Consider the following 16,140-nt stretch of genomic DNA (forward strand, 5'->3'; position numbering starts at 1 on the left):
ATGAATGTAAGTATAAAAATGGGGGTAATTTTCATGGAATTATTAAATAGCATAAACTGGGGGCTTATTGCACCATTATTAGTCATACAGCTAATTTTATTCATAGTTTCTCTAATTGATCTCGTTCGTATTGAGAGAACAAATGGTCCTAAGTGGCTTTGGGCACTGGTGATTTTATTTGTAAATATTATTGGTCCTATTCTTTACTTTGTAATTGGAAGGAGAAATAATTAATGTCCCTTATCCAAATAAGCGGCTTAAAAAAGAGTTTTCAAGGTAACGAAGTGATAAAGGGAATAGATTTTAATCTGGAAAAAGGGAAATGCATTGCACTTCTTGGACCAAATGGTGCAGGAAAAACAACAACCCTTCGAATGCTATCAGGTTTAATGAAACCTACTGAAGGTTCTATATATTTTCCTGGGGCAAAGGTCGATGGGGATATTCGTCATTTAATTGTTTATTTACCTCAATTTCCGGTATTTTATGATTGGATGAGTGGTATTGAGTTTTTAGTATATGTGGGAAAGCTTGCTGGATTAACCAATAAGGAAGCGAAGGACCGTTCATTAGAACTTCTTGATCTTGTTGGAATCAGTAATGCAAAAAACCGCAAGATTGGTAAATATTCGGGTGGAATGAAACAAAGGCTTGGTATTGCACAGGCAATCATTCACCGTCCACAACTAGTCATGTTAGATGAACCTGTTTCAGCTTTAGATCCAATTGGCAGAAGAGAGGTATTGGAGCTTCTTGAAGGGTTGAAAAAGGAGACGACGATCTTGTTTTCTACTCATATTTTGACTGACGCCGAAGAGGTCTGTGATGAAATTCTATTTCTACATAACGGAAAGATTGTAGAGGCTGGTACAATGGAAAACCTTCGTGACCAGTACCAGCAGGCAAAAATCGACTTATTTTTCCGGAAAAAAACAAAAGAAATTCTCTCGGTATTAAAGAACCATCCTTTAACAGTATCACTTCTTGAAGAAGGCAATAAAATTAGTGTGTTTGTCGAGGACATAGAGAGTGCCCGACAAGCTTTATTAAGAGAAGTTTTGGAGAAAAATTGGGAGTTAGATAAATTCGAAATAAGCAGTATGAATCTAGAAGATGTGTTTATGAAGGTGGTGGGTAAATGAGTCAGTGGATCGTTCTATTTCAAAAAGAGGTTCTAGAGATGTGGAGGAATTTTAAATGGGTTTGGGTACCCATTACCTTTATATTATTAGGTGTTTCGGAGCCGTTGACAAGCTACTATCTGCCACAAATCATTGATTCATTAGGTGATCTTCCAGATGGAGCGGTTATTAACATCCCTCCACCTTCCGCAGAAGCGGTATTAGCAGCAGGCTTTAGTCAATACTCAACAATTGGAGTACTAATTATCGCTCTTGGTACAATGGGGATAATTTCCGGTGAGAGGAAAAGTGGAGTTGCCGCACAGATATTAGTGAAACCTGTATCCTATTTATCCTATGTCACCTCGAAATGGGCAGGTGGTGTACTATTAATCTGGTTTTCCTTATTAATGGGCTCACTTGCGACATGGTATTATACAGGTCAGTTATTTGATTGGATACCCATGGGTGTATTTTTTCAAGCTTATTTCTTATTTGCTTTATGGCTTTCTGTTGTGTTAACCGTTACGGTCTTTTTTAGCAGTATCCTCTTGTCTCCAGGCATGGCAGGCTTTATATCTTTGTCAGTTATTCTTGTTGTTAGCATTATTAGCGGAACTCTTTCACATTGGCTTGAGTGGAGTCCATCGCAATTAACCGGCTATTCATCTGCAGTACTTTTAACAGGTGAAGTTCCTAAGCAAACATTAACGGCTAGTATTACAGCATTGGTTTCGATCGCAATTCTACTCTCGCTAAGCACCTTGATTTTTAAGAAGAAGGAACTTGCCTCATAACGGCTAATTAACGCTCTAGTATATCAATTCTAGTAATAAAGGAGCAGTTGGCGGCTCCTTTTTTACTAGTTTACTTATCCTCCTCTGTAAAACTTCTATCATTTTTTTCATCCTCTTTAAATAGAATAGTACAAGAGCCTAGATGGAGGAGTTTTTTGATGAATATACATGACTTTTACCGAAGTATGGCAACCGTAAGCCTAAATGGTAGTATTGTTTCATTATTCCCCGCGATATTAATTATTGGAGGAAATCTCGTTATTTTTCAAAACAAGCAGATTATGTTTTTATCAATACCTTTCTTGATCATAAGCTGGATAGGATATCAAACCTATTTATATAGAATGAATCAAGCGGCGCAAATCAGAAAAAACACTTTCAATTCAGATCGTGTCTATCAGTCTCTTTTCGAGCCTGAAGAGTTACTAGTACTCTTAATGAATACACAGTCTGCAAATGTATTGTTTTATTATCCAGATGGGAACGAAGCTGGAAGGATCAAGCAAATAAGAAAAGGAATTCATTTATTTCGCTTAACAAAGATCTATGCGCTTTATAACTCAGCAGGTCGAGTTGAAGGTTATTTCAAAGTTAAGAGAGGAAATGCAAACTTGAAAATCGAGGTATATTGTCATGATAACCAGTATCTCGGCTGTTATGTTAAAAAGAAAATCACCTGGAAAAATATGATAGAAGAGCTGTTCGATGCTGAAAACCATTCATTAGGTGTAATAGAAGGGTCAAGTTATTTTATGGATAAAAAACTAGTAAGCCCTTCAAGGGAGGAAGTGGGACGGTTGAGACGCGGGTGGATGCCAGTGGAATGGAGTGAACGATTCCCAGAACCTAATACACCTGTCCTTACCTTTAATAAAGCCCTTTCTAATCAGGACAAGCTTATTAGGATCTCTTTCTTAATAAACGAATTCTTCATTGAAAGGTAAGGCAGTATCCATTCTCACTATTATTTGATAGAATAGTGTATAAATTGTCTTTGATTATGGAGGTCACCTTAATGGAAATTACTTTAATAAAAGGCCACGGATCTGGTAATGATTTTCTCATAATAGATGAAATTTCACATGCTTACTCTTTTTCTGAGGAAGATAGATCAAAGCTTGCACGCTTATTATGCGATCGTAATAAAGATCTTGGAGCAGATGGAATATTATTTATGTTGAAAAGTGAACGAGCGGATGGGAGAATGCGGGTATTTAATTCAGATGGTTCTGAGGCCTCTATGTGTGGGAACGGCTTAAGATTGGTTGCTAGGTATATATGCGAACTGCTCAATAAGGAAGAGGCAGTAATTGAAACGATGAAAGCGGATTTAAAGGTAAGTAAGCAGAAGGAGATCCTTCCAATGATCCATACTTATCAGGTTGAAATCTCGCCTGTTTCATTTCAATTATCAGACTTACCGCTCGTCATGGAGCAAGACGTTTTAATAAATGAGCCAATCACTGACCTTTCTAGTGAGTTGTTATTTACTGCACTAGCTGTCCCCAATCCACACCTTATTGCAATCGTGGAAACGGAACAATTACAGTCAGATTTACAAAAGCAGCTAAGTGAAAAGGTAAATAGTCCTAATGATTTATTTCCTGACGGTGTAAATGTCAGCTTTGTTAAGCCATTATCAAAGGGAAGCATTTATGTAAATACATTCGAACGTGGTGTAGGTTTTACAAATGCATGTGGAACTGCCATGTCAGCATCTTCACTAGTGACTTGTATGAATAAATTGAATGAGTTTGAAGAAGTGATCCAGGTTTATAATAATGGCGGAAAGGTCCAGTGTGTCGTCCATAAAGATCATGGTCAATATTTCATTGATTTAATCGGCAACGCTACCTATCTTTATCAGGCAGCAATAAAAGTAAACCTCGGGGAACGAACTTTTAAGATCTCCTCAAAACATGTACTTTCAGAACAAACAGCCTATGAACAATTACAAAAAGAAGCACAAAAGGTAATAGTGAAAGGACTGTAGGGTGAGAGGGAACCAGGCTTTTAAGGTTCCCTTTTATCCTTTTTTTGACCCATTTTTTAAGACTTCTAAAACTGGAGAAAAAGGCTGAATAGCTTTTGTTTTAAAGTAAGTACTAAAAGGGTCTCCTTGTTTTTTCAAGCGTTCTAGTGCATTTCTCATTGTAAAATGTTCTGGATTCAGCTTTTCGTTCACTTCCTCCCAGAATAGCGGTGTGGCAACACCGGCATGGTCATTGCCCCGCATGGAGTATGGAGCAATAATGGTTTTTCCTTCACTATGCTGTATATAATCGACATACAGTCTGCCACCGCGATTTTTTTTCAATCGTTCTACTGTAAATGAATCTGGATCTTTTGATATAAGGTATTCTGCAATAAAACTGGTAAACAGACGTGTATCATCAAAGGTAAACACATTTTCGGGTAATGGTAAATATACTTGCAATCCTTTATTGCCCGAAGTTTTTATAAAGGCTATTAGATTTAATTGATCAAGAACCTCTTTGATGAACAGTGCTGCCTTAATCGCTAAATGAAATTCATTTTTGGAAGGAGGATCTAAATCAAAGACAATTTCACTGGGGCCATTACTATTAATTGTTTGAAAAGGGATGTGAAATTCAATTGCCAGTTGATTCGCCAGCCAGATGAGTGTTTTCAGGTTGTTACAAATGATATAATCGATACCATCATCAAGGTGTGTTTGAACAAACTCAGGTGCATAATCTGGACAGTTTTTTTGATAAAAGGCTTCTCCAAACATTCCATGAGGAAAACGAATGACTGTCAATAAGCGATCCGTTAAAAAAGGGAGCATAAAAGGTGAAACCTCCCTTAAATAAAGGATATAATCTGCCTTTTGAATATCATGATCCTTCCAAAGAGGTTTGTCAGGGTGAGTAATAGTTAAATCACCCGGCAGGTTCTTTTGCTGAAACAAGAATTGCTCATAGGTACATTCCGTAGGCTGTAAATCAAAGCGAAATTTATCAAAATGTGGTTCACGCAGCTGATGATCATACAGTTCTAGGTACTTTACTTCTAGACAGATAGCTGGCTCGACATATATGTATTGACTGTCTTCTTTTATCATATTTTGCTTTAAGGTTTGCTGAAGAGCCTGTTTCTCATCCGGTTTAAAACCAAAGAGAACTTGCCCGATGCTATGAATTTTTTCTTCTTTATACACGCTTACGAAGAAATACCCATTTGATTTATCAAACGAAGTGATAAAGCAGCTGACATACTTGAAATTTTTGTACTTTAGCCATTGAAGAGAGCGTTTTCCTTCCTCCCATAAACTGTTTTTGTGTTTAGCGATAATACCTTCGCCGTCATGAAGGACAACTTTTTCCCAAAGCTCATCAAAATTCGTATGTGCTTTAACCAATTGCAGCAGACTTTCACTAAAAAGATCAATTTCTTTTGGCAGTCCGATTTCTTCAAACATTTTTAATAATTCACTTTTTCTTTTCAGAAACGGAAGTGAAGTAAGCGGCGTTCCAGCAAGTAAAAGAACATCAAATAGCATTAAACGACTTGGCGTTTTATTGGCTGTTTCAATTATTTTTTTTTCTGACTTCATTCTCCCGCGAACCTGGATTGCTGAAAAGTTTGCCTTGTAGGGTGTTTCAAGGATTACAAGTTCTCCGTCTAACTTCAGCGGGAGAAAGGGCTTAAAATCCTCTTTTTGTCTTAGTAAATACTCCTTGATCTCAGGGAATTGAGGGAGTAATGTTTTATTATTTCTGCTATCAAGCTTGATTCCGCTTTTATCCCACGTTAATATCGCTCGAAAACCATCATATTTTACTTCGTAAAGCCAATCAGGGCTAACAGTTAAATCAAAAGTTAAACTGGGCAGCATCGGTTTCATTATAAGAATTCCTCTCTTTTTTTATTATTTTGTTTAAAAGAACTAAGATTCATCCTTTTCCAAATGTTTTTAGGGATTTCATCCACTTCCCAGCACAAAATAATAAAAAAAGGTGGGAGATACAATATGCATACGATGTGGAAAGGTAGCATAAGTTTCGGACTTGTTAACATACCGATCAAGCTTCATACTGCTACAGAAGACAAGGATATTAAGCTGCGGACCTTACACAATAAATGTCACGCACCAATAAAATATGAGAAGATTTGTTCTGTGTGTGAAGAAGAAGTAAAACCGGAGGATATTGTAAAGGCTTATGAATACACAAAAGGGAAATTTGTCGTTCTCGATCATGAAGAGCTTGAAAAACTCCATAAGGAAAACGAAGAAAAAGCGGTTGAAATTATTGACTTTGTTAAGATTGAAGAAATTGATCCAATCTATTTCGATCGCAGCTATTATATGTCGCCGAATGAAAGTGGAGGGAAGGCCTACTCATTGTTACGGAAAGCATTACAGGAATCACAAAAGGTCGGATTGGCTAAAATTATTATCCGATCCAAAGAGCAGCTTGCGATTATCCGTGTTTATGAAAACACGTTGGTGATGGAAACGATTCATTATCCAGACGAAGTCAGGCGTGCTGGAGATGTTCCTAATGTACCAGCAGAGGATAAGGTAACGGGAAAAGAATTAGATACAGCTATTCTTTTAATCGACCAATTAACATCGAAATTTGAACCTGAAAAATATACTGATGAATATCGAACAGCACTTCTAGAACTAATTGAATCGAAGCGCTCAGGTAAAGAAACTGTAAGCCCAGCGACGAAAGAACCTGCGGCATCCAATGTAACTGATTTAATGGCAGCCTTACAAGCCTCAATTGACCGAACAAAACCAGGTAAGACGTCTGCTGCAGCAGTTCCGAAAAAGAAAACAGCTGTAGCACCAAGAAAAAAAGCAGCAGCGGCAAAGGTGAAAAAAGAAGCCTGATGTGATGTGTTAAAACCGATTCAATAGTTTGAATCGGTTTTTTTGGATACTCTACACGATTATAGTGCTTTCAGGCTAGCATCAAGCATAAAATGGTAAAATCATAATCTTGACACGGGCGGGGGAGAGGCAATGTCGGTAAATGTCCTATTGTTTGCAGACCCAGGTATAGATGATTCATTTGCCATCATGTATGCATTATTAAACCCTAGGTTAAATGTTGTAGGGGTTGTAAGTGGGTACGGGAATACACCGAAAGAGCAGTCTATTCGAAATACAGCTTATTTATTGAGCTTAAGTGGTAGGATGGAAATTCCTATTATTGCTGGTGCAGCTGGTCCATTGTCAGGTGAATTGGTTACGTATTACCCAGAAATTCATGGAGAAGAAGGGTTGGGACCGATTAAACCCCCTGATACTTTGGCGAATGTAAAGGTGTATGACTTTAACAAAATTCTAGAAATCATTAATCAGTATAGAGGAGATTTGGTGATTGTATCTGTAGGAAGATTGACTGAGTTGGCTTTAATGTTTATTTTATATGGAGATAACGCATTAAAAGGCGTAACGGCCATTTATATTATGGGTGGTGCTTTTTTAGTACCAGGAAATATTTCAGCTGAAGCAGAGGCAAACTTTTTTGTGGATCCGATTGCTGCTAATACTGTAATGGAAAAAGGTCATAATATTTATTTATTTCCTTTAAATGTAACGAATAAAGCACTTATAAATCCCGAAATCATCGATTACTTGGAGAAAACAAGTGGAACACCTTTTACTCCACTTTTAAAACCTGCCTTTGAATACTATTTCCAAGCTTATCAAAAAAATGTACCTGGCATAAAAGGAGCACCCCTTCATGATGTCGTTCCTTTGATGGCGATAGACAATCCAGATCTAATAAAATACATTTCACGAAGAGTTAGAGTTGAAGAATTTGGTAAGGCAAAGGGAAAAAGTATTGCAGATTTCCGGCCAAAGCCAGATCAAGAACCGATAAGTTCAATGGATAATATAGGAATGGAAATAGATATTGAAAAATTTAATTCCTACTTTATAAAGGTCTTTGTCTAAGAAGGCTCACAGATAGTTTAAGATTCCTTTATTTTACTATTTTAAAAGGATAATAATTGACTTTTAGTGAAAAAAAGGTTATTATTAAATTACGCTTTTAAGTTCGTTTAAATACTTGTTTGGATTAAGTAGTCTTAACTGCACGAAAATGTGGGTGATGTCTATTACCCAAGTGCGATTATGGCTTTTTTAGTTTTAAATGTTCCAAAACTTAAAGTGAACAAATCTTTGGAGGTTTCTATTCATGAACAACGGTAAAGTAAAATGGTTTAATGCAGAAAAAGGATTTGGATTTATTGAAGCTGAAGGCGGTCAAGATGTATTCGTACACTTCTCAGCTATTCAATCAGAAGGATTCAAAACTTTAGAAGAAGGTCAATCAGTTTCTTTCGAAATCGTAGAAGGCGCTCGTGGACCACAAGCTTCTAACGTAAAAGCTGTTTAATTTTCTATTAAAAAAGGTGGTGCATTAAAAAGGCATCACCTTTTTATCTGTTAAAGAGTTTCTTATTCACATGAATGCTAAAAAAGTTCAAGGGGTGAAGCGTTTTGGCGTTTGGCAGAAGGAATGACGAAGAAGTAAAATTAGAAGAAACTAAAGTTTGGGAATGTAATTCAGACAATTGTAAATGTTGGATTCGTGACAACTTTAAAAGCACTGAAGTACCCCGCTGTCCGATATGCAAAAGTGAAATGAGCCTCACAACAAAGGAACTACAAGTGATTCATAATCACAGTAAGAATTTTATGTAAATAAGGTTTAACAGGGAGAATAAAATCTCCCTGTTTTTTTATTCAGTAAGGTTTTCTTTACAATAGTTGAAAACCGTTAGTAATTCATCTTCCTCAAGTTCAAAGTCTAATATCTTTTCTGTTTCCCTCTCATAAAGGTGGTAGTGAGAAACTTTTGGTCCATTTTCATCTATTACAAATATTAATCTCACTCCAACACCTTTCTCGGAATAGAGCTCATCTTCTTCCTCTATCTCAAGTTCAAGAAAAAACTCATAACGGTCTCCGCTAAGTAAATTAAATGGATCTTCGAGTTTCTTTACATTATGTCCCGTGATATTCAATAAAATCATCCTTTACTTATATTGTCCTGTTTATTATATACAATTTTCGACAGTAACTAATAATATTCACAATAGTCATCTAGAATTTGTTAACAAATTAGCGCATTGTTTTTGAAAATAATGTGAACGATGGTAGATTTRATATAAATTTAATATCTATACAGTAAAATTGAATTATACCAGATTGATTAGGAATGTAGGTGAATACTGCTCGAAAAATATGTGAAAACATTCACAAAATAAGGAGGGTTTTATAGTGTTAACTAGTCAGACACCTATACATACTCAATTACAACCACTTTTTCGATCAAGAAAGAATCTTTATCAACTCCTCCAATTGCTTTTTTCTGAACAGCTATTAGGTGATCCCTTAATTGGATTAAAACGTAACGAAGAAATTCAAGTTCTACTAGCAGAGATGAATGAAGGAGGGAGAATTCTTCATCGTTTTTTTGAGCGTTTGTCAGTAGAGCAGATTTCAAAGGAGAGAGAAGAATATCGGTTTCTCTTTGTTGGCCCAGGTCCTTTAGCAGCGCCTCCTTGGGAGTCATTTTATCGAAGCAGAGAGCAGTTATTATTTGAAACATGCACATACAAAGTTCGTAAGCAATATCATCAGTTTGGCCTTCAATTTGTAAAAGAAAATAATGAGCCAGACGATCATCTTTTAATAGAGTTAGAATTTATGACAAATTTATGTGATCAATTATTGCAGGAAAAAGAGGTTGGTGGCATTAGCATTCTGATAGAAAGCCAAATTTACTTCCTTAAGAATCACCTAACAAAATGGATACCGCTTTTCTGCATGAGATTGATTGAACATACAAATAGTCAGCTGTATCTAGGTTCAGCCCTGCTTCTAGAAGAATTTATTCTGTTTGATTTACAATCGCTTATTGAGGTAAAGGAGGCATTAATCAATGTCTGAGAAAAGTCCATTAATGTCAGTATTTAACAATACAGTGAAAAGACGGACCTTCTTAAAGTGGTCAGGAGCTATTGGTGTTCCAGTCATTGCAGGTGGAATTGGAACGAAATTATTAGTAGATCGACAAGGTGAAGAGATGGTAGCGAATGCAAGTGAATTTGATAAGGTTATTTCTACTTGCAGCATCAACAACTGCGGTGGGCGCTGTGTAATAAAGGCATATGTAAAAGACGGCGTCGTCGTTCGTGTAGGAACAGATACACAGGGAAGTGAAGATTTGTCTGCTCCGTCTTTAATGGCATGTGTTCGCGGAAGAAACTATCGGAATCTACTCTATCATCCAGACAGACTAAAGTATCCAATGAAACGAGTAGGCAAACGTGGTGAAGGCAAGTTTGAAAGGATTTCTTGGGAAGAGGCGATTGAAACCATTGCTTCAGAGGTTAAACGGATTGGAGATCAATATGGCCCCGAGTCTAGATATGTCAATTATGCATCTGGACAAAGCTGGGGACTGCATAGCGGCAGAAACAGTGCGAGGAAATTATTAGCGCTAACTGGTGGGTACTTAAATTACAGAAATGATTATAGTTCAGGTGCCGGAAATGTGGCAACCCCCTATACGTACGGTACTAATAACTCTGGAAGTAGTTTTGATTCACTTTTACATTCTAAATATATTATCCTATGGGGGCAAAATCCATCGGAAATGATTTTTTCTACTCCATACCGAGAATATCTTAAACAGGCTAAGAAGAATGGTGCAAAAATTATCGTTATTGATCCAAGACACACAGATACGGTTATAGCTTTTGCAGATGAATGGATTCCAATTTTACCAACAACCGATAATGCAATGATGGACGCTATGGGATACGTAATCATCACAGAAAATCTTCATGACCAAAACTTCCTTGATACCTACTGTATTGGGTTTGATGGTGAGCATATTCCAGAAGGTGTAGCAAAGGTAGAATCTTTAAAGAGTTACCTGCTAGGTGAAAAAGACGGGATAGAAAAAACACCAGAATGGGCAGAAAAAATTTGTGGCGTCCCTGCTGAAAAGATTCGTGAGATTGCTCGGCATTATGCAACAATCAAACCGGGAGCACTTATTCAAGGATGGTCTGCACAAAGGCAGGCGTATGGTGAGCAATTCATGCGTGGCGGTGCACAGTTAGCATGTCTAACGGGTAATGTAGGGAAATTAGGCGGATGGGCTGGAGGCACAGGTTATTGGAGCAGGTCAAATATCGTTTATCCTTTTACGTTTCAAAATCCTGTCAAATCATCCATTCCGTGTTTTCTTTGGACCAAGGCTGTTGAAGCAGGTACTGAAATGACAGCTGCTGATGGCTTACAAGGAACAGAAAAATTAACAACAAATATTAAACTGATCTTTAATATTGCTGGAAATATGCTTGTAAATCAACATTCAGATATTAATAAAACAACAGCCCTTTTAGAGGATGAGAGTAAAGTAGAATTTATCTGCGTCAGTGATCTTTTTATGACACCTAGTGCAAAATATGCCGATATTTTACTCCCGGGAACGACCTTCTTTGAACGCTATGATATTGGCGTTCCATGGTGTTTTGGAGATTATGTTGTATTTGGAGACAAAACAATTGAGCCCCTATATGAATGCCGTAATGAGTACGATGTATTTACCGATGTAGCCGATAAATTAGGTGTTAAGGAACAATTCACGGAGGGCAGAACGATTCTTGATCTAGTAAAAGAAAGTGTAAGAAGGACAAAAGAGGAGCTAGATCCTAATTTTCCAACATTTGAAGAGTTTCGCGAGAAGGGTGTCCACCATTTTAAATTCGACGAACCACTTGTTGGGTTCAAGCAGCAAATTGATGATTTTGAAAACAATGCTTTTAAAACCCCATCTGGCAAGATTGAACTATTCTCAAAGACACTATGGGATATGAATCAGCATGAAGAAATACCGGCGCTTGCTAAATATATTTCTTCCTGGGAAGGACCAGAGGATCCATTAAAGGAAAAATATCCACTGCAGCTAATTAGTTGGCATTCTAAGCGGAGATGTCACTCAACCTATGACAATATGCCGTTATTGGAGGAAGTTGAAAAGCAAGAAATTTGGATGAATCCAAGCGATGCTGATAAACGAGGATTGAAGAATGGGGATCGAGTTAGTGTTTTCAATGACCGGGGTACCCTGGGTATCGATGTAAAAGTAACGCAAAAGATCACTCCTGGAGTAGTAGGCATCCCACAAGGCGGTTGGTATACTCCTGACAATAATGGAACGGACCAAAGGGGGGCGGTTAATGTTTTAACCTCTCAAAGACCGACGCCACTTGCGAAGTCAAATCCACAGCTAACAAATCTTGTCGAAGTGAAAAAAGCGTAGGGAGTGAGAATTTTGGCTCAGATTGGATTTTATATTAACCAAAGTCTTTGTCAGGGATGTAAGGCTTGCACTGTCTCCTGTAAAGATAAGAATAATACAAATGTAGGTATTAACTTTCGAAGGGTTTATAGTTTTGAAGAAGGAACATATATGCAAAAATCGACTGGAGGCATTGTTCAAAATGTAAAAGCCTTTCACCTTTCCATCTCATGCAATCATTGTGTTTCCCCAGCATGTGTATTGAATTGTCCTACTGGAGCAATCGTTAAGCGAAAGGAGGATGGAGTCGTCACGATTGATCAAGACATTTGTGCAGGTGCACAATTATGTGTTAAGGCATGCCCTTACGGAGCACCTCAGTATGACGAAAACAAATTTAAAGCGAATAAATGTAATTTCTGCATTGACCTTCAAGAAACTGGCGAAGATCCAGTTTGTGTAGCTACATGCCCAATGGGAGCGATTGAGTTTGGACCGATTGAAGAACTAAAGAAGAAATATGGGGAAATTAGACAAATAAAAGGAATGCCAAGTCCAACTGTTACAAATCCAAATATTGTCATTACTCCACATAAAGACGCAATACTATAGTTGACTATAATGATTGAGTTGGTGGTAGAATGTCACTTATTGTAAATTGGCTTGAAAGCCTGCATGAGCAAATGAAAATTTCATCAACCTGTTCAAGGGGAAGAAATCGCAAGTCTACATGCACCCATTGCAAGGATCAGTGTAGTAAACAGGCCATAACGATAATCGATCATCTGCCAACCATTGATGCTGATTTATGTTCAATGTGTGGTGACTGCATGATTGTGTGCCCATTGTCGGCCATTGAGGGCTTGGCGGTTAATCGGAAATTTGAAAGAACAAGCCTTGTATTTGATGACACCTATACACCAACAACGAAGGAATTATTGATCTATGCAAAGCGGGGGCTGCAGTCAATTCAATTTGATCAACTAGCCTTAAATCAAGAATGGACCAATGCACTTAATGAAGCAAATACTATTTTGTCTAGTCTGAATCAGTATCCTATAGCAGTGGTGAGAAAAATCCCGAAAGATAAACTATCTCGCAGAGCATTCTTTCAATCCTTTCAAAAAGAAGGGAGACAATTAGCTAAGAACATGGCACCCGCCGCATGGAAAATTGAAACGGATGGCTGGAAATTATCAAAATACTATCCGGAGTATCAATTTTTTTCAGTCGATATCGATCAGAATAAGTGTACATTGTGCCGAGCGTGTTTTTCAGTTTGTACGGAAAAGGTATTTGTGTATGAGGATGGGTTACTTCAAATACAGAATGATAAATGTGTAAATTGCACAGCTTGTACGGATGTTTGCAGTCAAGACGCCATCCAGGTTATATCTGATATAAAGAGTAAGTGCGAAAGGGCCGAACCTTATCTAACAAAACAATGTAAAGATTGCGGTCAAAAGTTTTACACCTTTCATTCAAAAACAGAAACTTGTCATATATGTGTAGATAGGGACTCCGATTGGTTAAGACCTTATTAATTAAATAAGTGGTTCAAGCTTTTTAAAGTTGGCAAAGAACAATTTGCCAACTTTTTTTCATTAGGTTTCTACCATCCGAATATAAATTATAAGTGCCAAGGGAAAAAAACTAAGGGGGACCTTGAATGAATGATGTTTTTGAGAGTAAAGCTAGGTTTGAACATCGGTTTTGGCTGCAAATCCTAGGTGACCACTCACGATTTATCTATGAGGCTTTAGCACCGGTGCAAAAAGCGGATATACAAACAGCCTTAACGTTTATTACAGTTTTTGATACTCTTCTCCAAAAAGCGGAAACAGAAAACATTTTACAGATAACAGCGATGGCTGAGGAAGAAGGATTAAAACTCCGGGAGTTTAAGCTAAGCCTAATACAACGACATTTACAAGGTAAGATAAAACTACACCTTTCCCCAACATTTATTAATCATATGGTTAATGAATTAGATGAATATTTACGAATCATTTCCCATCTGAAAACTAGAAAGACCCCTCCTATTTATCATGAGCTGCACCATCATCTTATTTGGCTTTTAGATGCAGCCGGGCATGCAGGTGCAATATCTGATAGTCTTGATCATATTGAGAAAAAATTAAAAAAGAAAAGTGATTTATATACAAAGGAATTTGAGCAATTTTATATAAAGGCAGTTGAAATGGCAGGATATTTACGAACGAATTTAACTTCTTTTCCAGCGCTAGAAAGATTTAATACAGACATTTCATTAGAAATGAAGCTATTTCAGAATTTCCTACAAGAGTTAGAAGAACTTGAAATCACAGCCCAGTCGTTAGGGACATTTTCGCCCTTGATGGCAGATCATATGTTTCGGGAAGAATGCTATTATCTAACAAAGTTAGCTGAATCAACAAACCTTGATAGCCCGAATTGTGATCCTGCGAAGCCCCGTCTAAAGGATTAATAAAGTAACAATAACGATGGAAAAAAAGCGCTGAATCTCAGCGCTTCTTTACTTTTCACTTTGTGCACCAGGCTTTATTGAAATTAAAGTTACAATTGCAGCTAAAACACTTAGAGTGCTTAGGATAACAAAGATCCAGTTGTTTGAATGCTTCATTAGCAAGGCAATGATTGGCGGCCCAGCTGCAACTCCAATAAATCTCATTGAGCTGTAAATCGAGCTGATTGTCCCTCGCTCCTCTTTTTCTATTCCTTCTGTCAATAAGGCATCTAAACAAGGAAGACCTGCTCCAATACCAATCCCGGCAATGGAAAACATTAGCAATAAAAACCATAACTTTATGGAAATCCATAAGGAAATAATTGCTAAAGCTGATGCTACGATTCCACCAAATGTAATCCACTTCATAAGTACCTTGTTTTCCTTTATTACTTTTCCTGTAATAAAGGAAGTTAGGCAAAGGGAACCAAGAGGGATTGCTAAAAATACCCCTTTCTTAACATCCTTAATTCCATATTCCGTTTCGAAGATTTCTGACAGGTAAAATAATATTCCAAATAGAACAAGCATTAAGATCCCACCAATAAAGAAAATGGCATACAGCCATTTACCCTTTTCTGTAAAAGTCTTCTTTACATTAATAAAGAATTGCTTAAAAGGGATAGGTTTGCTTTTCTTTGGTGATTTAACAAGAAATAATACCATAAAAACGGATATCCCACAAAAGACTGGGAAGGAGAAAAATGGTAGAAACCAGATAAAACCTGCTAAAAAAGCTCCTAGAATAGGACTTAACACCTTACCAAATGTATTGGAGGTTTCAATTAACCCTAGGCAGCTGCTTACATCATCGTCATTTTTAAACATATCACCTACTAAAGGCAAAACAATTGGCGCAGCACCTGCCGCACCCACCCCTTGTAAGGCTCTCCCAACTAATATTACCCAGTAGGCATTATCCAATTTCCAAGCCGCCCATCCGGATATCAATCCGCCAATTCCAGCAATGATAAGACTTGGTATAATCACTTTTTTTCTGCCGATATGGTCTGATAAATAACCTGCAACAGGTATTAAAAATATTGCAACTATGGAGTAAACTGTAATGATCATGCTTGTTTGGAAAGATGAGATGTCTAATTTCTTTTGCATGGAAGGTAATACAGGTATTAACATTGAATTACCCAGTGTCATAACCAGTGGTATGGAGGACAGTGAGAGAATTGCCCACTTTTGTTTTGAAATCTCACTTGACTTATTTTTCCCGCCTGATGACTTTTTCTTAGATGTCTCAGATTCCGGGCATAATCGTTCCACATGTTCCATCAACTTTTATCCCCTTCATAATGTGCTACTGTTAATATTGGCATGTTTATCGGAAATTAATTAAGTAACTTAAATCCTTTTAATGGAATAAAGAATTCAAAACACGGTTTATAAAAATCATC

Annotated in this window: 17 protein-coding genes; 14 read left to right on the forward strand and 3 right to left on the reverse strand. The window is 37.2% G+C overall.

What is annotated here, in order from left to right; translation table 11 throughout:
- The first annotated feature begins 33 nt into the window (after positions 1–33).
- The 5 genes from BTR25_RS22230 (at position 34) to dapF (ending at position 3,911) form a co-directional block, all read left to right on the forward strand.
- On the forward strand, positions 34–234 hold the full coding sequence (locus BTR25_RS22230) for a PLD nuclease N-terminal domain-containing protein (RefSeq protein WP_075690208.1): 201 nt from the start codon (positions 34–36) through the stop codon (positions 232–234).
- The gene (locus BTR25_RS22235) at positions 234–1,142 is read left to right on the forward strand and encodes an ABC transporter ATP-binding protein (protein WP_075690209.1); all 909 of its coding nucleotides are present in this window, start codon (positions 234–236) and stop codon (positions 1,140–1,142) included. Before BTR25_RS22230 ends, BTR25_RS22235 begins: the two co-directional genes overlap by 1 nt.
- On the forward strand, positions 1,139–1,918 hold the full coding sequence (locus BTR25_RS22240; RefSeq protein ID WP_075690210.1) for an ABC transporter permease: 780 nt from the start codon (positions 1,139–1,141) through the stop codon (positions 1,916–1,918). Before BTR25_RS22235 ends, BTR25_RS22240 begins: the two co-directional genes overlap by 4 nt.
- Before the next feature lie 158 nt (positions 1,919–2,076).
- A complete protein-coding gene (locus BTR25_RS22245; protein WP_075690211.1) occupies positions 2,077–2,862 on the forward strand; it encodes a hypothetical protein in 786 nt (261 codons plus the stop codon).
- A 71-nt stretch (positions 2,863–2,933) separates the two neighbouring features.
- Positions 2,934–3,911, forward strand: coding sequence for a diaminopimelate epimerase (gene dapF / locus BTR25_RS22250; protein ID WP_075690212.1), 978 nt, complete (start codon positions 2,934–2,936; stop codon positions 3,909–3,911).
- A gap of 33 nt (positions 3,912–3,944) precedes the next feature.
- Here dapF and BTR25_RS22255 read toward each other — a convergent pair whose 3' ends face one another.
- Positions 3,945–5,786 carry a DNA ligase D gene (locus BTR25_RS22255; protein ID WP_075690213.1) on the reverse strand — a complete coding sequence of 614 codons (1,842 nt, stop codon included), beginning with the start codon at positions 5,784–5,786 and terminating at the stop codon, positions 3,945–3,947.
- A gap of 126 nt (positions 5,787–5,912) precedes the next feature.
- On the opposite strand from BTR25_RS22255, the gene ku reads away from it, so the two are divergent.
- From ku to BTR25_RS22275, 4 genes are all read left to right on the forward strand, one after another.
- Positions 5,913–6,782, forward strand: a complete 870-nt coding sequence (gene ku, locus BTR25_RS22260; RefSeq protein WP_075690214.1) for a non-homologous end joining protein Ku — start codon at positions 5,913–5,915, stop codon at positions 6,780–6,782.
- 132 nt (positions 6,783–6,914) lie between these two features.
- On the forward strand, positions 6,915–7,856 hold the full coding sequence (locus BTR25_RS22265) for a nucleoside hydrolase (RefSeq protein ID WP_075690215.1): 942 nt from the start codon (positions 6,915–6,917) through the stop codon (positions 7,854–7,856).
- Positions 7,857–8,100: 244 nt separating this feature from the next.
- Positions 8,101–8,301 (forward strand): cold-shock protein CspD, encoded by a 201-nt coding sequence (cspD, locus tag BTR25_RS22270; protein ID WP_045524040.1) that lies wholly within the window; start codon positions 8,101–8,103, stop codon positions 8,299–8,301.
- A gap of 104 nt (positions 8,302–8,405) precedes the next feature.
- Positions 8,406–8,609 (forward strand): cold-shock protein, encoded by a 204-nt coding sequence (locus BTR25_RS22275; protein WP_075690216.1) that lies wholly within the window; start codon positions 8,406–8,408, stop codon positions 8,607–8,609.
- A gap of 38 nt (positions 8,610–8,647) precedes the next feature.
- Here the strand turns inward: BTR25_RS22275 and BTR25_RS22280 are convergent, their stop codons facing one another.
- Complete coding sequence (locus BTR25_RS22280) at positions 8,648–8,941, reverse strand: DUF6509 family protein (RefSeq protein WP_075690217.1); 294 nt, start codon at positions 8,939–8,941, stop codon at positions 8,648–8,650.
- 247 nt (positions 8,942–9,188) lie between these two features.
- On the opposite strand from BTR25_RS22280, the gene BTR25_RS22285 reads away from it, so the two are divergent.
- The 5 genes from BTR25_RS22285 (at position 9,189) to BTR25_RS22305 (ending at position 14,692) form a co-directional block, all read left to right on the forward strand.
- Entirely contained in the window at positions 9,189–9,860 is a 672-nt protein-coding gene (locus tag BTR25_RS22285; protein ID WP_075690218.1) for a TorD/DmsD family molecular chaperone, read from the forward strand.
- Positions 9,853–12,246 (forward strand): DMSO/selenate family reductase complex A subunit, encoded by a 2,394-nt coding sequence (locus tag BTR25_RS22290; RefSeq protein WP_075690219.1) that lies wholly within the window; start codon positions 9,853–9,855, stop codon positions 12,244–12,246. Before BTR25_RS22285 ends, BTR25_RS22290 begins: the two co-directional genes overlap by 8 nt.
- A 3-nt stretch (positions 12,247–12,249) precedes the next feature.
- Positions 12,250–12,837 (forward strand): DMSO/selenate family reductase complex B subunit, encoded by a 588-nt coding sequence (locus tag BTR25_RS22295; protein WP_368483008.1) that lies wholly within the window; start codon positions 12,250–12,252, stop codon positions 12,835–12,837.
- Positions 12,838–12,866: 29 nt separating this feature from the next.
- Positions 12,867–13,769, forward strand: coding sequence for a 4Fe-4S binding protein (locus BTR25_RS22300; RefSeq protein ID WP_075690221.1), 903 nt, complete (start codon positions 12,867–12,869; stop codon positions 13,767–13,769).
- A 125-nt stretch (positions 13,770–13,894) separates the two neighbouring features.
- A complete protein-coding gene (locus BTR25_RS22305) occupies positions 13,895–14,692 on the forward strand; it encodes a DUF2935 domain-containing protein (protein WP_075690222.1) in 798 nt (265 codons plus the stop codon).
- A 48-nt stretch (positions 14,693–14,740) separates the two neighbouring features.
- On the opposite strand, the gene bcbE is transcribed toward BTR25_RS22305, so the two are convergent.
- A complete protein-coding gene (gene bcbE / locus BTR25_RS22310) occupies positions 14,741–16,018 on the reverse strand; it encodes a bacillibactin exporter BcbE (RefSeq protein WP_075690223.1) in 1,278 nt (425 codons plus the stop codon).
- Positions 16,019–16,140: the final 122 nt, after the last annotated feature.

Source organism: Bacillus sp. MRMR6 (assembly GCF_001940785.1).
Lineage (GTDB): Bacteria > Bacillota > Bacilli > Bacillales > Cytobacillaceae > Neobacillus.